Annotated in this window: 19 protein-coding genes; 10 read left to right on the top strand and 9 right to left on the bottom strand. The window is 58.9% G+C overall.

All coding sequences use genetic code 11. The features are described 5' to 3' along the window. Position 1: 1 nt before the first annotated feature. The 3 genes from M017_RS0107005 to M017_RS0106995 are packed head-to-tail and all read right to left on the bottom strand — an operon-like array spanning position 2 to position 2,696. Positions 2–1,072, bottom strand: coding sequence for an MlaD family protein (locus tag M017_RS0107005; RefSeq protein WP_031496870.1), 1,071 nt, complete (start codon positions 1,070–1,072; stop codon positions 2–4). After that, on the bottom strand, positions 1,069–1,929 hold the full coding sequence (locus M017_RS0107000) for an ABC transporter ATP-binding protein (protein ID WP_051669578.1): 861 nt from the start codon (positions 1,927–1,929) through the stop codon (positions 1,069–1,071). Before M017_RS0107000 ends, M017_RS0107005 begins: the two co-directional genes overlap by 4 nt. Before the next feature lie 8 nt (positions 1,930–1,937). Then, entirely contained in the window at positions 1,938–2,696 is a 759-nt protein-coding gene (locus M017_RS0106995) for an MlaE family ABC transporter permease (protein ID WP_031496867.1), read from the bottom strand. A 52-nt stretch (positions 2,697–2,748) separates the two neighbouring features. Between M017_RS0106995 and M017_RS0106990 the strand changes: the two genes are divergently transcribed. Next, positions 2,749–3,720 carry a P1 family peptidase gene (locus tag M017_RS0106990; RefSeq protein ID WP_031496865.1) on the top strand — a complete coding sequence of 324 codons (972 nt, stop codon included), beginning with the start codon at positions 2,749–2,751 and terminating at the stop codon, positions 3,718–3,720. 3 nt (positions 3,721–3,723) lie between these two features. Here the strand turns inward: M017_RS0106990 and M017_RS30410 are convergent, their stop codons facing one another. The 6 genes from M017_RS30410 to M017_RS0106965 all read right to left on the bottom strand — a co-directional run bounded on the left by M017_RS30410 (position 3,724) and on the right by M017_RS0106965 (position 7,732). Continuing rightward, on the bottom strand, positions 3,724–4,125 hold the full coding sequence (locus tag M017_RS30410) for an NAD-dependent epimerase/dehydratase family protein (protein ID WP_202901626.1): 402 nt from the start codon (positions 4,123–4,125) through the stop codon (positions 3,724–3,726). A 23-nt stretch (positions 4,126–4,148) separates the two neighbouring features. Next, positions 4,149–4,715, bottom strand: coding sequence for an NAD-dependent epimerase/dehydratase family protein (locus tag M017_RS30405; RefSeq protein WP_202901625.1), 567 nt, complete (start codon positions 4,713–4,715; stop codon positions 4,149–4,151). A 30-nt stretch (positions 4,716–4,745) separates the two neighbouring features. After that, the gene (locus M017_RS0106980; RefSeq protein ID WP_031496863.1) at positions 4,746–5,753 is read right to left on the bottom strand and encodes a J domain-containing protein; all 1,008 of its coding nucleotides are present in this window, start codon (positions 5,751–5,753) and stop codon (positions 4,746–4,748) included. A gap of 28 nt (positions 5,754–5,781) precedes the next feature. Continuing rightward, entirely contained in the window at positions 5,782–6,726 is a 945-nt protein-coding gene (locus M017_RS0106975; RefSeq protein WP_031496862.1) for a polysaccharide biosynthesis/export family protein, read from the bottom strand. Between the two features lie 37 nt (positions 6,727–6,763). Then, on the bottom strand, positions 6,764–7,267 hold the full coding sequence (locus M017_RS0106970; RefSeq protein ID WP_031496861.1) for a hypothetical protein: 504 nt from the start codon (positions 7,265–7,267) through the stop codon (positions 6,764–6,766). A 75-nt stretch (positions 7,268–7,342) separates the two neighbouring features. Beyond that, on the bottom strand, positions 7,343–7,732 hold the full coding sequence (locus M017_RS0106965; protein WP_031496859.1) for a hypothetical protein: 390 nt from the start codon (positions 7,730–7,732) through the stop codon (positions 7,343–7,345). A 39-nt stretch (positions 7,733–7,771) separates the two neighbouring features. Here M017_RS0106965 and M017_RS0106960 point away from each other — a divergent pair, with 39 nt between their 5' ends. From M017_RS0106960 to M017_RS0106920, 9 genes are read left to right on the top strand one after another with little or no spacing between them, the layout of a single operon-like run. After that, positions 7,772–8,305, top strand: a complete 534-nt coding sequence (locus M017_RS0106960) for an NADH-quinone oxidoreductase subunit C (RefSeq protein WP_155121288.1) — start codon at positions 7,772–7,774, stop codon at positions 8,303–8,305. Then, positions 8,302–9,420 carry an NADH-quinone oxidoreductase subunit D gene (locus M017_RS0106955; protein ID WP_031496856.1) on the top strand — a complete coding sequence of 373 codons (1,119 nt, stop codon included), beginning with the start codon at positions 8,302–8,304 and terminating at the stop codon, positions 9,418–9,420. The genes M017_RS0106960 and M017_RS0106955 overlap by 4 nt, the downstream gene beginning before the upstream one ends. Continuing rightward, the gene (locus M017_RS0106950) at positions 9,420–9,908 is read left to right on the top strand and encodes a NuoI/complex I 23 kDa subunit family protein (RefSeq protein WP_238325830.1); all 489 of its coding nucleotides are present in this window, start codon (positions 9,420–9,422) and stop codon (positions 9,906–9,908) included. The genes M017_RS0106955 and M017_RS0106950 overlap by 1 nt, the downstream gene beginning before the upstream one ends. Next, positions 9,908–10,417, top strand: a complete 510-nt coding sequence (locus M017_RS0106945) for an NADH-quinone oxidoreductase subunit J family protein (RefSeq protein ID WP_031496853.1) — start codon at positions 9,908–9,910, stop codon at positions 10,415–10,417. The genes M017_RS0106950 and M017_RS0106945 overlap by 1 nt, the downstream gene beginning before the upstream one ends. Continuing rightward, positions 10,414–10,728, top strand: coding sequence for an NADH-quinone oxidoreductase subunit NuoK (gene nuoK / locus M017_RS0106940; protein ID WP_031496850.1), 315 nt, complete (start codon positions 10,414–10,416; stop codon positions 10,726–10,728). Before M017_RS0106945 ends, nuoK begins: the two co-directional genes overlap by 4 nt. Next, positions 10,722–12,518: an NADH-quinone oxidoreductase subunit L gene (gene nuoL / locus M017_RS0106935; RefSeq protein WP_031496848.1), complete on the top strand. Its 1,797-nt coding sequence runs from the start codon at positions 10,722–10,724 to the stop codon at positions 12,516–12,518. The genes nuoK and nuoL overlap by 7 nt, the downstream gene beginning before the upstream one ends. Further along, positions 12,515–13,948 carry a complex I subunit 4 family protein gene (locus M017_RS0106930; protein ID WP_031496847.1) on the top strand — a complete coding sequence of 478 codons (1,434 nt, stop codon included), beginning with the start codon at positions 12,515–12,517 and terminating at the stop codon, positions 13,946–13,948. The genes nuoL and M017_RS0106930 overlap by 4 nt, the downstream gene beginning before the upstream one ends. Further along, positions 13,945–15,360 (top strand): NADH-quinone oxidoreductase subunit N, encoded by a 1,416-nt coding sequence (locus tag M017_RS0106925; protein ID WP_031496846.1) that lies wholly within the window; start codon positions 13,945–13,947, stop codon positions 15,358–15,360. Before M017_RS0106930 ends, M017_RS0106925 begins: the two co-directional genes overlap by 4 nt. Continuing rightward, positions 15,357–16,490, top strand: coding sequence for a complex I subunit 1/NuoH family protein (locus M017_RS0106920; RefSeq protein WP_031496844.1), 1,134 nt, complete (start codon positions 15,357–15,359; stop codon positions 16,488–16,490). Before M017_RS0106925 ends, M017_RS0106920 begins: the two co-directional genes overlap by 4 nt. Positions 16,491–16,555: the final 65 nt, after the last annotated feature.

The following is a 16,555-nucleotide window of genomic DNA, read 5'->3' as shown; positions in this document are numbered from 1 at the left end:
TCTAGAACAGGGCGAGTTTGATTCGCAAAAACTTCTTGGGGTTGGCGCGGAAGTCCTTCATCAGGCTCTTCAGTTCCACCGCCGTCCCATTAAGATTCTCGTAGAGCGAGGGATTGACTAGCAACTGGCCCAGTGTTCCATCGCCACGATTGACTTTGTCGAGCAGGGTGTCGACGCGGCCAATGGTTGCCGAGAGCTGCTTGGCGAGTGTATCGTCCTTGAGCAACTTGCCCGCCGTTCCCTGGCCAGCATTGAGGTCGGAGAGCAGCTTGCGCATCTCCACCAGACTGGCTTTGGCTTCGTTATAAACGGCTTCGTCCTTGAGGAGTTTGCCGGCGGTGCCTTGGCCTGCCTGGATGTCGGCAATCACCTGATCGACGCGCGAGATGGTCTTGCGCACGTCGGTATAGAGAGCATCGTCGCTGAGCAGTTTGCCCAGCGTGCCGCGTCCCTGGTTCAGCGAGGCAGAAAGCTTATCTACTTCCTTGGTGATGCTGAGGAAGCGATTGTAGAGCTCTTCGTCCACCAGCAACTTACCAATGGTGCCCTTGCCGGCTTCCACCTGCCCGACAATGCCTTCCGCCTTGGTGAGGATGTTCTGCATGACGGCAATGGTCTGCGAGGCCTGCTGTTGGATGTCGTCCAGTTCTGGAGTGGACCCGCTAGGCAATTCGCCGCCTTTGGCAATCGAGACGGGGGCCACACCCTTTTTGATGGCGATCAGCTTGGCGCCCAGGAGATTCTCGGCGCCGACGGTGACCTTGGAGTCGTTCGGAATCGCAGACATCATCCGGTCGTCGATCTCCATGGTGACGCGAATGATGCGGTTGGGGCTGTTCTCACCCGACAAAACGATTTCGGTGACCTTGCCCACCAGAACTCCATTCAAGCGGACCGGAGCGCTCTTCAAGAGACCGCCACTGGTGTCGAGATAGGCGTAAACCTTCGATCGCGACTCAAATAGATTTTGTGTGCTGGTGATGTAGAAAACGAGCACGGCGAGCAGTACGAGACCTGCGATGGCCAGGAGTCCGACGCGTAGCTGTGCCCAAGTGGTCTTTTTCGACGTCATGCCTGAGGCTGTCCCCGCTCTGCACCCGCAAGTGGTTTCGGCGGGGGCTGATGCAATACAAATTGTGACACATAGGGGTCACGCGAGAGTTCCAGTTGCTGCTGTGTGCCCGAGAATACAATGCGTCCTTCACTCATAACCAGGAAGGTGGTTCGTAAGTCGGCATATTTGCCAGGAGGAGCCGCGCGTACGACGTCATGTGCTTTCTCATCCCAAATATAGTTTGCCGCCATGGAACCGTCCTGGTAGCGGTGGGAGGCCAAAATTGTGGTGGTGTGCCGCAACTGCCGCTGCTTGATGATGAGTGACATGATGGTGTGCGCGGTGATCGGATCGAGCCCGGCGGTGGGCGAATCGTACAGCGAAATCTTGGGATTGGTCACATTGGCCCGCGCAATGCCCACACGGCGGCGCATGCCGCCCGAGAGTTCACTCGGAAATTTGTCGAGTGTGTGTCCGAGCTCGACGAAATCGAGTGATTCCTGAATTCGGACCGCAATCTCGTCCTCTGGGGCGAGTAGGGACATCTGATTCCGCAAGGGGTAGGCCACATTGTCGGCAATCGTGAGCGAGTCAAAGAGCCCCCCTTCCTGGAAGAGCACGCCGACCTCTGCCCGCAACCCAAACAGCTCTGATTCCTTCATGGACGTGATGTCGTGCCCGAGCAGCAGAATGCGGCCTGAAGTGGGAGACAACAGCGACATCGCCAGCTTCAGCAGTACGGTTTTGCCCGAGCCGGCAGCGCCAAACAAAATGAAGGTTTCGCCGGCCTGGACGGTGAAGCTGATCTTGTCGAGAGCAAGTTTCCCGTCGAAGTCCATGCTCACTTCGTCGAACTGAAGGATGACGTCGGACATGGCTTCGTTCAGGTGAGGTTGACAAAAATCTGAGTGATCAGCGCATCGATCACAAAGACCCAGACGCTGGATACCACGACGGCCTTGGTGGTTGCCAACCCGACGCCCTGGGTGCCGCCAGAGGTGCGCATGCCGTAGAAGCAACCCACCAGCGCGATAATCATTGCGAATAGAAAAGGTTTTACGAGCCCTTGTACCATGTCGTTCAAGCGCAGGATGTCGATCGCCGAACTCCAGTACTGGTTCGCCGTATTGCCAATCACGGTGACGGCAATGATCAAACCGCCGAGCAGGCCGACAAAGTCGGCAATCGCAGTGAGCAAGGGCTGCATCACCGCAGTGGCAATCAGCCGGGGAACGATCAGTTTCTGGATGGGATCCGTGCCAAGCGCCCGCATGGCATCGATCTGTTCGCTTACCTTCATCGAACCGAGTTCAGAGGCAATGCCCGAGGCGTTCCGGCCGGCAATCAACAGCGCGGTCAGCACGGGCCCGAGTTCACGCACGATGCTGATGGAAACCACCTGGCCGGTTTGCGATGTGGCCCCGTAGGTGGCAAGAGCCCGCGAGAGCTGCAAGGTCATGACGATGCCGCTGAAGGCCCCGATTAACGTGACAATCGGCAGGCTGCCCACGCCGATCGAGTCCATCTGCATGAGGATGTCTTTCCAGTAGATGGGTTTCCTCGTGACGTTTTTCAGGCTGCGCCCAGCCAGAATCAGGAAATCTTGAAATGTTTGTACAGGGCTCTTAAGGTAATCGAGCAACCGGCTTGCCCCCGCAGTCAAGGTGAAAACGCTTTGATGCTAGCATACCCTCGTGAACGGCATTACCGCGATAGAAGGCATCCGTGTAGGGCATGCGACTGATCTGAAAGGGATTACCGGTTGTACGGTGATCTTGTGCGAGGCTGGAGCGAGCGCAGGAGTGGATATTCGGGGAGGAGCGAGCGGCACCGCAGAGATTGGTGTGCTGGATCCGATGCACATCACTCCAGTGGTCCACGCGATTGTCTTATCGGGCGGCAGCGCCTTTGGGCTTGAGGCCTCCAGTGGCGTGCGGACCTTTCTCGAACAGCACGGTGTGGGTTTTGATACGAGAGTGACGCGGGTCCCGATCGTACCTGCGGCGATTCTCTATGACCTGGGCATTGGCGATGCGCAGGCGCGCCCCAATCGGGAGATGGGCGCAGCAGCAGCGGCTCAGGCCTACATGAGCGAGCCGGGCACGCCAGTGGCGGAAGGCAATGTCGGCGCTGGAACCGGCGCGACCGTGGGCAAAATCAACGGCTTGTCCTGTGCAATGAAGGGGGGCATTGGGACAGCGGTGTGGGAACTCTCAGGGCGCTTTAAAGGGGTGAAAGTCGCGGCGATCGTCGCCGTGAATGCGCTGGGCGACGTCATCGACGACCGACGCGAGGTGATTGCGGGGGCCAGAAAGACGGCGAACAGCCGCGAGTTCGTCAATACCGCGAGAAAGATGCTGGATGGGGCGGTTCCGAAGTTTACGGGCGGCAATACCACGCTGGCTGTGGTGGCCACCAATGCCAAACTCACCAAAGTGGAGGCAACCAAGCTTGCCCAGTTGTCGCAAGCCGGTGTGATGCGTGCGATCTCACCAGTGCATACGACGCGAGATGGAGACACGGTCTTCGCCATGTCGACAGGCGCGATTCCGGGAGTAGATATCAACGCGTTGGGAATTGCAGCTTCTGAAGTGATGGTCGAGGCGATCCATCGGGCCGTGCGGGAGGCTGGCACGCTGGGCGGCGTACTGGGCCTTAAAAGCTAACGGCTATTCCGCGTAGATTCCGGTTCGAATCGCCTTTTCGCTCCAGCCCCAGGCATCGCGCACGATATTTTCGATGGACGAATGTTGTGGGCTCCATCCGATCACTTCTTTGGCCAGGCCAGCCTGGGCGACCAGTGCTGGCGGATCGCCTGCCCGGCGGCCAAAGCGCTCGCTAGGCACTGGTTTTCCACTCACATTCTCGACGGCCTGCAGCACCTCGAGAACGCTGACGCCGGTTCCAGCGCCTAAATTCACCGCCGTGCTCGCGCCACCGGCCATCAGATAGTTGACGCCCAAGAGGTGCGCACTGGCCAAATCCTGGACATGGATATAATCGCGAATCGCCGTCCCGTCTTGTGTCGGGTAGTCCGTGCCGAAGATCTTCACCGGAGGCCGCTGGCCCATTGCGCCGTAGATGACGAGCGGGATCAGGTGGGTTTCGGGGAGTGCATCTCGCCGATCTCTCCCTCTGGATCGGCACCCGCCGCATTGAAGTAACGCAAGGCCAGGCACTGGAACTGCCGGGCCTTGGTGTACCAATCGAGCAATCGCTCCGTAAAGTACTTCGCCTCTCCATAGGGGTTGATGGGAGCTTTGACGGCATCCTCCGGGATCGGGCTGGCGGCCGGGATTCCATATATCGCCGCCGTCGAACTGAAGACGATCTTCCGGACGCCCACGGCGTCCATTGCCTCGAGAAGACTCACGCTAATCGAGAAGTTGTTGCGGAAGTACTTTCCTGGGTTCTGCATACTCTCACCGACATTGATCGAGCCTGCCAATTGGATTACGGCATCGATCGCATGCGTGCGCAATGCAGCCTCTACGGCGTCGCGATCGCTCAGATCCCCCCGCACCAGGGGCCCCCACTGTACGGCCCATTCGTGGCCGGCCGAGAGATTGTCAAAGACGACAGGCACATGGCCGGCCCGACGAATTGATTTCGATACATGGCTGCCGATGAACCCAGCGCCGCCGCAGACAAGAATATTCATATCGAGCTTCTATGGTACTCGCCAAAGTCTTCAGTTGAGACGGCGGATTAGTGTGGAGGAACCGGCTCCAAGCCCATGAATATTGCCTGAGTCCGCCACCGTCCAACTGGCTTCCATGACGTTGTCTCCCTGCAGTTGTAACTGGATGGTGCCCCGGGCTCCTGCGGCTTGCCACTCGAAGGCTGTGGAACTGGCAGGGCCTCGAAAGCGAAACGTAACCTCAGGCTGCGAGATGCGATTCGGTACTTTGTATCGCGATCGGTAGGCTCCTACGATCTCGCCTTCCCGTTCCTGCACTCGCAACTCCACGTATTCGGCTGCGTAGGCCCAGCGCGCGGGCTTCTCTTTCGCATCTGCGGCATACAGCCAGATTCCTTCGAGCGGCCTTGGTTCGATGCGGCGCGCCGGTTGCTGTGCCGCTACGGCGGACCGGGTTGCGGGAAGGGGCTGGACTGGTGCGATCCGCTCGATCGGCGGTGCGTCCACCATCGCCTCGGCAATGGGCATCGCATCCGTGGTGGGTTGCGGCGGCGGGAGTGGCACTTCCGCTTGCAGCTTTTTCTGGATGGCGGGGCTTGCCACTTGCCGGATCTGGCGCTCTGCTGCAGGAGCCTTGCGGGATTCTGTGACCACGACCCGCTTTTCGTTGGGTGGACGTTTGGCAGCCTCCAGTTCTGGACGCACCAGCACGGAGACACAGTACATGGCCAAAGAGCCAAGAACCAGACCTGCGCCCAATGCTGGCACGGAGGCCTGGGCTGCTCCTGTCCGGCCGGGGCCATCGGGCGAAGGCTCAAAGACCGGCAGCATTTCATATTGCCGCGCCTCGAGGGACTGGTCATAGGCCAGTCGCTTGTCCGGGTGGCAAAGTGTATCCATGACCTCATTCAGGCGACGCATCTGGGCCGCAGCCAACTGCCGCATCTGGTCGTCCATCTGCAGGTCTGGATGGAGCATCCGTGTGACGCCACGAAATGCCTTGCGAATCTGCTCCGGGCTGGCATCGGGGGCGATGTCCAGTTCATCGTAGTAATTCATAGCCACTCCTCAGCAGCCTACGGTCTGTCTAGCGCCGCCAAACCAACATGCCGGATGCGGTTCCGGCGCCGAAGGTCACCAGCCGGTCCACCATCGACATCGTCATCCGGCGCCGCTTGTTGTCGGGAATGTACAGGACATCATTCGGCATCAGGGTGACGTCGGGCGACTTGCGCTCGATGATCTTGGCGAGTGGGATCGCAATTTCGTTCTTACCGTTGTCGGCGCCCTCGCGGCGATAAATATAGGCCTCATCGGTTGCAAAGGGCATCAATCCTTCGCTGAGCGCCAGCATTTTCAACACTGTATTGTCGGCGTTGTCCCGCATTGCAAAGGCTCCTGGTTTCTTCACGTTGCCGACGACGAAGATCTTGCTAGCCTCGGGCACCCGTACTTCTTCTCCCCCACGCAGCGCATAGTTCAACTCAGGATCGGCCTGGTCGATCAACTGCTTGACCGGAACCCGCAGAATCAGATTCGTTGCCTTTCCGTCCAGGCCCGGTTGCGAACGGCTGAGCAGGATCTCTCCACCCGCGTCTGCGGTCAGCCCGCCAGCGCGGCTCAAGGCGTCGATCAGCGTGAGATTCCCAAAAGCCTGAAAGGTGAGTGGTTGCTTGACCGCGCCCATGACGCTGATCGGCCGGCTGACATACTCCGCCACGGTCACGGTGACGACCGGATCGATCAGAATCTGCTCCTGGGCCAGTGCGGTGGCGATCACGGCTTCCAGGTCGCCCGGGAATTTGCCTGCCGCGGGAAAATCGGCGCGCACCATCGGCATCCGGATCATCCCCTCCGGACTCACTCGAATCGTCCGGGATAGCTCGGGCGCCCCATAAACGGTCACGTTCAGAAGATCGTTTGCTCCAATCTGTTGGGCCGGCAGATTGCTTGGCGGAGTGGAGAGGGCGGGCGGGGTGATGTTCTGGCCAGACAGTTGGCTCAAACTGAGGAGGAAAAAGACGATTCGCATGGGTGTTCCTTTGGATGCAATGGGTTGGGAGGCGAAATCAGAGCCACGCCGTCTCGATGGGGATAGAGACGCAGCGCTGCAACACGCTCAGGCTCAAGAGGAAAAGGGGAGGTTGGCAAGTGGTGGTCAGCCGTCCGCTCACCCCTTCCAGAGGGCCGGATCGCAATAGGCAAGGGTGACCTTCCGCGGGAAAGGGAGCTGGCGCAGTGCGGAGGCGGCACTCCGCCACTCGCACCAGGGCGTCCAATTCCTTCTCGTCCACGGCCACGGGCTGGGCCGCGACGCCGATGATGGAGTGGACACCCGCAATCGAAGCGATCTGCAAGCGCTGGGAGGGGGAGAAGCGTGTGAAGAGAAAATTCGGCAGAAACTTGAGGTACAAGGCCTCAAAGCCCTGGGCCAGCAGTCGATCCCGCACCTGACGCTCCGCGCGCGGCTGGGTACGAATGACAAAATGTGGAAATTTCGGCTCGGCCGCCGTCACCAACCCACGAACAAACAAGTCCGCAAGCGCCCCAGATCGAAGAGCAGGGTTCGCCATCTTCCTTGCTCTATCGACCTGAAATCCGGGCGCCTGAGTATTCCAATAGGATTTTCAGGGGCTAGCCCGAATGGCTTAGACGGGGCGGAGGCTGACCTTCAAACGATTCGTGTCGTCCCGGTCCAAGGCTTTTGCCGTCGCGATCCGTGCATGTGGAATCTGTACCAGCACCTTTGATTCCTCTTTCACGATCGGATACACCTCGATGTCTTGTGCGCCTTTGGATTGCAGCTTCTGGGCGAACTCCGCCGTTGCGTAGGCAATGATGTGCAGCGATCCATCGGCGAGCTTGTGCATCTCATAGCTCTGTTTGGGTTCGTTTAGAAAAAGACCCCCATTTTCACTGGCTGGCGAATAGGTAAAGCCGTACACACCATTGGAAATCTTCGACCAGCTCCGGCCTTCATCCTCTTTCGAGACAGGGACGACCCGGTTGCTGGCGCGCAATTGTTCACGTTCTGACATAACTTCCAGAATAAACTGTGCGACCCTGATAGTTTCACAATGTCTCAAGAAGCCAAACCGGCTCCGGTTATGGCCACGGACCCTTGGGAAGACCCTCTCGCCAGTCAACTCAGTTCCGCCTTTACCCTAGCCATCTTGAAACTCGAATCGTTTCACGGCCAGCCCTTCGTGCAGGTCGAAAGCGGCGCATTCTTTCGGGTCGTCGCATTTCTCAAAGAACAGGGCTTCGACTATCTGGTCGATCTCACCGCAGTGGACTGGCCGAAGGTCGAACTGCGCTTTGAGATTCTTGCGATTCTGTACTCATTTGCAGATAATCGCCGTGTCCGCATCAAGATGAGTCTTGCTGACGGCGCCGCTGCCCAGTCGCTCACCCCGCTCTATGCGGCGGCAGACTGGCTCGAGCGCGAAGTTTTTGATATGTTCGGCATCCACTTTGCTGGGCACCCGAATCTGAAGCGCATTCTCTTGCCCGAGGATTGGCATCGCTTTCCCTTGCGCAAAGAACAGAGCATCGTGGGCATGGACCAGGATTGGGTGCAGCGGCATCTGGGAATCGAGAGTGGACAATGACGCCTGCCGCTACAAACTACCTCGAAACCCAGGAACTGGTTCTCAACATGGGGCCACAGCACCCCTCGACGCACGGCGTGCTGCGCTTGATTCTCAAGCTGGACGGCGAGCGGGTGAAAGCGGTGGAATGTGTCATCGGATATCTCCATCGTGGTGTCGAAAAGATTGCGGAGAACCGGACCTATGTCCAGTTTGCGCCCTATGTGGACCGCATGGACTACATCGCAGCCGTCTCAAACGGTCTCGGCTATTGTCTGGCGGTGGAGAAACTGATTGCAGTAGAAGCGCCGCCCCGTGCGCAGGTGGTGCGTGTCCTGTTTGCGGAACTGAATCGCATCGCTTCCCATCTGCTGTGGCTGGGCACGCACGCGCTCGACATTGGCGCGATGACGGCGCTGTTCTATTGCATGCGCGAGCGCGAAGACATTCTCAAGATTTTCGAGAACTATTGCGGGGCGCGGCTCACCACCCATGCCTTCCGTATCGGCGGGCTGCAGTATGACCTGCACGATACTTTTGAGGCGGAAACCCGGGCCTTCTGCGAGAGTTTCCAGCATCGCCTGGATGAGTACGAGCAGTTGCTGACGCACAACCCGATCTGGGTGCAGCGCCTGCGCGGCGTTGGGGTGCTGAGCGCCGAGGATTGCAAGAGCTACGCTGTCTCCGGGCCGATGATTCGTGCTGCCGGTGTTCCATGGGATCTGCGCAAGGCGCAGCCTTATTCTGGCTACGAGCAGTTCGACTTCGACATTCCGGTGCGCGACGGCGCTGATTGCTACGACCGCTACCTGATTCGCATTGAAGAGATGCGCCAGAGCATCCGCATCATTCTGCAGGCACTGGACGTGATCCCTAGCGGGCCGATTCTCGCGAAGGTATCGAAGATTCTCAAGCCACCGCCGGGCGAAGTATATGTTTCAATCGAAGCCCCCAAGGGAGAGCTTGGTTATTACATTGTTTCGGATGGCACTGTGCATCCGCATCGCATCCGGGTGCGCCCCCCCAGCTTCCTGAATTTGGCTTCGCTTGAGAAAATGGCGGTAGGGTCGCTTGTGGCTGATGTTGTGGCGATCATCGGGACAATCGACATTGTTCTCGGAGAGGTGGATCGATAATGGAACAGAACGCTACTTCGATGCTGTCGCGACTGGGTCAAAGTCTGAAACGAATCTTCCTGCTCGACCTTCTGGATGGGCTTTGGCTCACCTTCCGGATGCAGCGGACGACGAATATTGCCACCGAAGAATATCCGAAGCAGCGCCCGCAGGTGGGCGAGCGCTATCGTGGCGCTCCGCGGCTGAACATCAATCCTGATAACGGCGAGACGCTCTGCATTGGCTGCGATCTTTGCGCCAAGGCTTGCCCGGAGAATCTGATCGTGGTGGGCACGGTACGCAACAAGGAAACCCGGCGCCTGGATCTCACTACTTTTACTTACGATCTGTCGCGTTGCATGTTCTGCGGGCTTTGCGAAGATGCCTGCCCTGTTGATGCGCTCGAGTTGACGCAAGATTTTGAAATGGCGTCTTACACGCGGGAAGGTTTGATCTGGGACCGCCAGATGCTTGAGGAAGGACCGAGACCCACTCACTACACCAAGTAATGGACACGGCTCTTTTCTACATCTTCGCCGCGATGACGCTGGTGGGCGCTCTGTTGACGGTGGTGCGGCGCAACCCGGTGCACTGCGCGCTCGCCTTGATCCTCTCGCTGCTCGGCGTTGCCGGACTCTTTCTGATGCTGTCGGCAGAGTTTCTCTTCGCTGTGCAGATTCTGCTCTATGTGGGTGGCGTGATGGTGCTGTTTCTGTTTGTCATCATGCTGATCCATGTCGAGGCTGCCGTCAAGCTGCGGCAGTATAGCCGGCAATGGCCGATTGCGATGGCGGCGGTGGCAGCCGTTTTCCTTGAGTTGGTGGTGCTGATCCGTACGGGTCTGCCGAATCTGCCGCCGGGCCCGGCGCCGCGGCTGAACCCACCGGGGAATACAGAGCGGGTGGCCGATAGTCTCTTGTTGCAATACGCGCTTCCCTTTGAAGCGGCATCGCTGTTGCTGCTGATTGCGGTGGTGGGCGCCGTTTGGATGGCGCAGAAGCATGAGGCGCCGGAATGAGCCTCTCCCCCATCGGTACCGGGCATTATCTGGCTGTGAGCGCCGCGCTGCTGCTGATCGGCTCGATCGGATTGCTGATGCGCCGCAATGTCATTGTCATTCTGATGTCCATTGAACTGATCCTGAACGCGGTCAACATCAATCTGGTGGCCTTCTCGAAACACTGGGAACATGTCACCGGCCAAGTTTTCGCCATCTTTGTGATTACGGTCGCCGTTGCGGAAGCCGCGGTGGGCCTCGGCATCCTCATTGCGCTCTTCCGCAATCGCGGTACGGTTCTCGCCGATGAGATCGACCTCCTCAAATGGTGAATCTTCTCTCCAGCTTCTGGTTCATCCCGCTGTACCCGCTGATCGGGTCGGCGCTCATCGCCGTTTTGCGGCGCGGCTCTGGCTATATTGCGTCACTGGCGATTGCGCTCAGTTTTCTCCATGGTCTGGGCGCCGCGCTCAGCCCCCGCAGTAGTGCGGTGACGAAGCATCTTTATGAGTGGATGCCGGGCATCGGCTTCAATCTCTTCTACGACGATCTCAGTGCGCTGATGGTGCTGATTGTCGGCGGCATTGGCCTGCTCATTCATGTTTATTCCATCGGATACATGGCGGAGGAAGATGGCCGTTGGCGCTACTTTGCCTATCTGAATCTCTTTGTCTTCTTCATGTTCCTGCTCCTCTTGTCGAGCAACCTGGTTCTGCTCTTTGCGGGTTGGGAAGGTGTGGGGCTGGCAAGCTATCTTCTGATCGGGTTCCACCATGACCGTCCGAACGTCAATCGCAGTGCGAACAAGGCTTTTCTCTACAATCGAGCAGGGGACGCCGGGTTTCTGATCGGAATCTTCCTGCTCTTCGGAGTGGCAGGAACCGTCAACTTCCAGGACCTCAATCGCCTGGCCGCCAGTCCTGCGGTGCTGGCCGCTGCTTTGTTGCTGGCGCTGGGGGCGACGGGCAAATCGGCGCAACTGCCGCTCTTTGTCTGGCTGCCGGATGCGATGGTGGGCCCCACGCCGGTTTCGGCCTTGATCCATGCGGCCACGATGGTCACGGCGGGCATCTACCTGTTTGCGCGGCTTGCTCCGCTCTATGCCATCGTGCCGGAGGCCGGTCTGGTGATCGCCGCCATTGGCGCGGTGACGGCTCTGATTGCCGCGACGATCGCGCTGGTGGAGCACGACATCAAACGGATTCTGGCTTATTCCACCGTCAGCCAGTTGGGCCTGATGTTCCTTGCTGCGGGTCTGGGGGCGACAAACGCCGCCATTTTCCATGTGGCCACGCACGCCTTCTTTAAGGCTCTGCTCTTCTTGTGCGCCGGCAACGTGATCCACTCGTTGCATGGTGAGCAGGACGTTCGCTACATGGGCGGACTGAAGGATCGCATGCCCTGGACCTTTCGCCTGATGACGCTCGGCGCACTCAGCCTTGCGGGCTTCCCCGGGCTGGCTGGGTTCTTCTCAAAGGACGAGATTCTCATCGCGGCGCAAGGCTCGCCTTGGCTGCTGGGGATTGCCTTTCTGGTCAGCTTCCTGACGGCTGCCTATTCCAGCCGTATGATCTGGGCGGTCTTCTACGGCAAATACGATCGCACCGATGCGCACGAGGCTCATGGGACAACACTGCACACGCTTTGGCCCCTCGCGATCGGCAGTGTGATTGGAGGCTATTTCGGCCCACACTCGAAGGACGGGCTGTGGATCATGGCTGCTTCGGCCCTGATCTCGATTGCCGGTCTCTGGATCGGGCGCGGCCTTCTGATTCCCCAAACACTCAAAACACTTTTTACGCAGAAGTGGTACATCAATGACGCCTATGAACTCGTGTGGGTACAGGCGATTGGCAAGCGAGGGGCGGCCGGGCTTGCCTGGATCGACGAGAACCTTGTCGACCTACTGCCCCGCGTCTCTGGCTACTTCACCAGCGGTCTCAGCTACCTCAGCGGCGCCTTCGACCGGCTGGTCGTGGATGGCGTCGTCAAGACCGTGGCGATTAGCTTTGAAGCTGCTTCTTTTCCGGTTCGGCTTCTGCAGACCGGCCGCATCTCGCAATACGGTCTGGTGATTGTCCTCACTCTCGCATCCGCGCTTGGCTGGTACTGGCTGCAATGATCTGGCTTCTGCTTCTTCCGATTCTGGCTGCGCTGTTGCTGCTGGCCCTGCCCAAGCGCATGGCTTGGCCGCTTGCCATCCTGGCCGCCGGCGCTTGCCTGGCGGAATCTGTACAACTCGCCCTCGGGCCCGTGCCGCAGGAACTGCGCTATGAGTGGATTCCTTCGATCGGGGCGCAGTTCCTGCTCACCCTCGATGGCATCAGCCTGCTGTTTGTGGGGCTCACGGCCTTGATGAGCCTGCTCGGAATTCTGGCCAGTCCACAAATGCCGCGGGCCTTTTACTCGATGTTGCTGTTGCTTGAGGCTGGCTGCTTTGGCGTCTTTCTGGCGCAGGACCTGCTGCTCTTCTTCATCTGCTTTGAAGCGGTGCTCATTCCGATGTACTTCCTGATCGGAATCTGGGGCGCCGAGCGGCGGCAGTATGCGGCCTTCAAATTCTTCCTCTATACGGTGGCCGGCAGCATTGCGTTGCTGGTGGGCTTTCTTGCGCTCTATCTCCAACACGCGGCGCAAACGGGTATCTACAGCTTCGATCTGCAGCAGTTGCTCCGTGTCAGCTTGCCGTTGCCGACGGAACGTCTGGTCTTCTGGGCGCTCTTCCTTGGCTTTGCGATCAAGATCCCGATGTTGCCCTTCCACACCTGGCTGCCCGATGCGCACACCCAGGCTCCAACAGCTGGCTCGGTGATGCTGGCTGCGGTGATGTTGAAGATGGGCACCTATGGCTTCCTCCGCTTCTCGCTGCCGCTTCTGCCGAAGGCCAGCCTGGATGCGAATGTTGTGCAGGTGATTGGAGCCTTGTCGGTTGCCGCCATCCTCTATGGCGGGCTGATTTGTTTGGCGCAAAGAGATTGGAAGCGCCTGATCGCCTATTCTTCCGTCAGTCATCTCGGCTTCTGCACGCTTGGGATTTTCAGCCTGAATCAGATGGGTATTGAAGGGAGCATCCTCCAGCAGGTGAACCACGGCATCTCCACCGGGCTGCTCTTTCTGTTGATCGGCTTTATCTACGATCGCCGGCATAGCCGCGACATCGGTGACTACGGCGGCATCAGCAAGGTGATGCCCGGCTATGCCGCAGTCTTTGCCGTCGCGATGCTGAGTTCGATTGGTCTTCCGCTGCTGAATGGCTTCGTGGGAGAGTTCACCATCCTGCGCGGTGCTTTCCTGGCGCAACCCTGGTGGGCTGTCCTTGCCGTGGTCGGCATCATTCTGAGTGCCGGCTATATGCTTTCCTTGTACCGGCATACGATGCTGGGTCCGATCACGAAGGAAGAGAACCGGTCGCTGAAAGATCTGAGCTTCCGGGAATGGCTGATTGTCAGCCCGTTGCTGGTCTGGGCGGTTTGGATTGGCGTCTACCCGAGCGAACACTTCCGGCTGATTCAAGAACCGGTCGGGATCCTCCTCGAAAGGTTGCGCCCATGATGCCCGTGTCGATCAACGATCTGTTTACGATCATGCCGGCGCTGGTGCTGGCGCTGTTTGGCTGCTCGCTGTTTCTGATGCGGCTGGATAGCCCTCGTGTGTATCCGGCCTTCCTCGTTGTGGGTGAGATCCTCGCCGCGATCAGCCTCTGGCGGCAGAACGGCTTTACCAGCCTGACTGGCTTCCAGGGTTCGGTGGTGATCGATTCCTTTGGCATCTACATGAATGCGATCTGCCTGGTGGGTACGGTCCTGGCAGCGATTGGCGCTTCCCGGTATCTCGAAGCTCGCGAAGAAGATCATCCCGAGTTCTACGGCCTGATGATGCTCGCCCAGAGCGGCATGTATCTCATGAACGCGGGCACGGAACTGGTGACTGTTTTTATTGGTCTCGAAATCACCGCGGTGAGCTTTTATATTCTGACCGGCTTCCTGCGGCGCGAGCCCCGCTCGAATGAAGCGGCGCTCAAGTATTTGCTGCTCGGTGCCTTCTCGAGTGGATTGCTGCTCTATGGCTTCTCGGTTCTCTATGGGCTGACCGGCTCCACGCGCTATCTGACGATGACGGCGCAACTCGGCACCCGGCTGCCCACCGATCCGCTGATCCTGCTGGCGGTCATCCCGATTGTTCTCGGCCTGCTCTTCAAAGTGGCCGCCGCGCCGATGCACATGTGGGCTCCCGATGCCTATGACGGCGCGCCCACTCCGGTGACGGCTTTCCTCGCAACCGCTTCTAAGGTGGCCAGCTTCGGACTTCTCTTGCGGCTCCTCCTCGGGCCGCTCCATCCCTTCCGTCCCAGTTGGGAAGGCGTCATTCTCTTTGCGGCCCTTGCCAGTCTGACGATTGGCAATCTGGCCGCCATCACGCAGAGCAGCGCCAAGCGCCTTCTGGCCTACAGCAGCATTGGACATGCCGGCTATCTGCTGCTCGGCCTGGTGGCAGGCAACCAGACCGGCATCGAAGGCATGCTGCTCTATCTGCTGGTCTATACGTTGATGACGACGGGCGCCTTCCTGGTGCTGGCTGCGATGGAGCGCGAGGGCGTAGAAGACTTTCGGGGATTGCTCTACAGCCACCCAGCTATCGCGATGCTGATGGTGATCCTGCTGCTCTCTCTGGCTGGGCTGCCGCCGACGGCCGGTTTTTTTGCAAAGTACATGATCTTTCTCTCGCTCGTCCAGACACGGCAGTACGCCGTGGCCATTGTGGCGGCGCTTTATGTTGCGGTCTCGCTGTATTACTACTTCCGCATTGTGCGCGAGATGACACAGAAACCGCGGGAGCAGGTGGGCCCCACGATTGCCATCAGTCTGGGTTGGCGCGCTGCTGTCGGTGTGGCTGCGATTCTCAGCCTGGGTCTTGGGCTCAATCCCGAACCGGCTCTCTCCTGGGCCAGGGAGGCGCTGCGATGAACGAGATCCTGACCGGGTATTTCCCTTACTTGATGGCTCTCGGTTTTGCGGCTGCTTTCCCCTTAGTGGTGGGCTATCTGGTCTTAGTGGAGCGCAAGCTGCTTGCCGACTTCCAGGCCCGGCTCGGCCCGATGCGGGTGGGACCACACGGCTTATTGCAGCCGCTCGCCGATGCGCTCAAGCTGCTGCTCAAAGAAGACATCGTCCCTGTCGAAGCCGATCGGGGCCTCTTCTATCTGGGGCCGGTGATCAGCCTCTGCACGGCCTTCGCTGCCTTCGCCGTGGTGCCGATCACAAAGTTTCTGAATATCAGCGACGTCAATGTCGGGCTTCTCTTTATTTCTGCGATGGCCGCGGTGGGGGTCTTTGGCCTGATTCTAGGTGGCTGGAGTTCGAACAGTAACTACGCCTTGCTCGGCGCGCTCCGCGCGGCGGCACAGTTGATCAGCTACGAAGTGGCGATGGGGCTGGCGCTGGTTTGCGTCGTCATGATGTCCGGAACCCTCTCGCTGGTCGGCATCGTGGAAGCCCAGCAGCGGCTGGGGGTCTGGTTCGTCTTTGGCAACTATGGCGGGATGCTGCTCGCCTTCTTTATCTTTCTGATCGCGGCTGTGGCGGAAATCAATCGCGCACCCTTCGATCTTCCCGAGGCCGAAAGCGAGATTGTGGCCGGTTATCACACCGAGTACAGCGGATTCCGCTGGGCGCTCTACATGCTGGCCGAATACACGAACATTGTGATTGTTTGCTGTGTTGCTGTGACGCTCTTCTTCGGCGGATGGCTCCGGCCCTTTCCGAATGTCGCCTGGCTGGCTTGGCCGATGGAAGCTCTTGTCCCGCTGCTGCTTTTCGGGCTCTGCGCCTATGGCTGCTTCCGGATGAAGCTTCTGCCTTTTACCGTACTCTTTGCATTGGCAGGCTTAGTCTTCCTGATTCCTGTCATGAACCAACTGCTTTCCGGCCCCTTCTGGTTCTTCTTGAAGGCCAGCGGTGTGTTCTATGTCCTGGTCTGGTTCCGGGCCAGTTGGCCGCGCCTGCGTTACGACCAATTGATGGATCTGGGGTGGAAACGCTTGATCCCTCTTGGGCTCGCTTGCCTTCTCGGCAACGCGATCGTCGGAATGATTTAAGAAAAATAGTTTCGTATGGAACTTAACGCTTTGCGTTCTCGTTCGTCATATCAACAGAGAGAGAC

It is taken from the genome of Bryobacter aggregatus MPL3, from assembly GCF_000702445.1.
Classification (GTDB): domain Bacteria; phylum Acidobacteriota; class Terriglobia; order Bryobacterales; family Bryobacteraceae; genus Bryobacter; species Bryobacter aggregatus.
The sequence above is the reverse complement of the archived record's forward strand: the minus strand, read 5'-3'. Positions and strand labels throughout refer to the sequence as shown.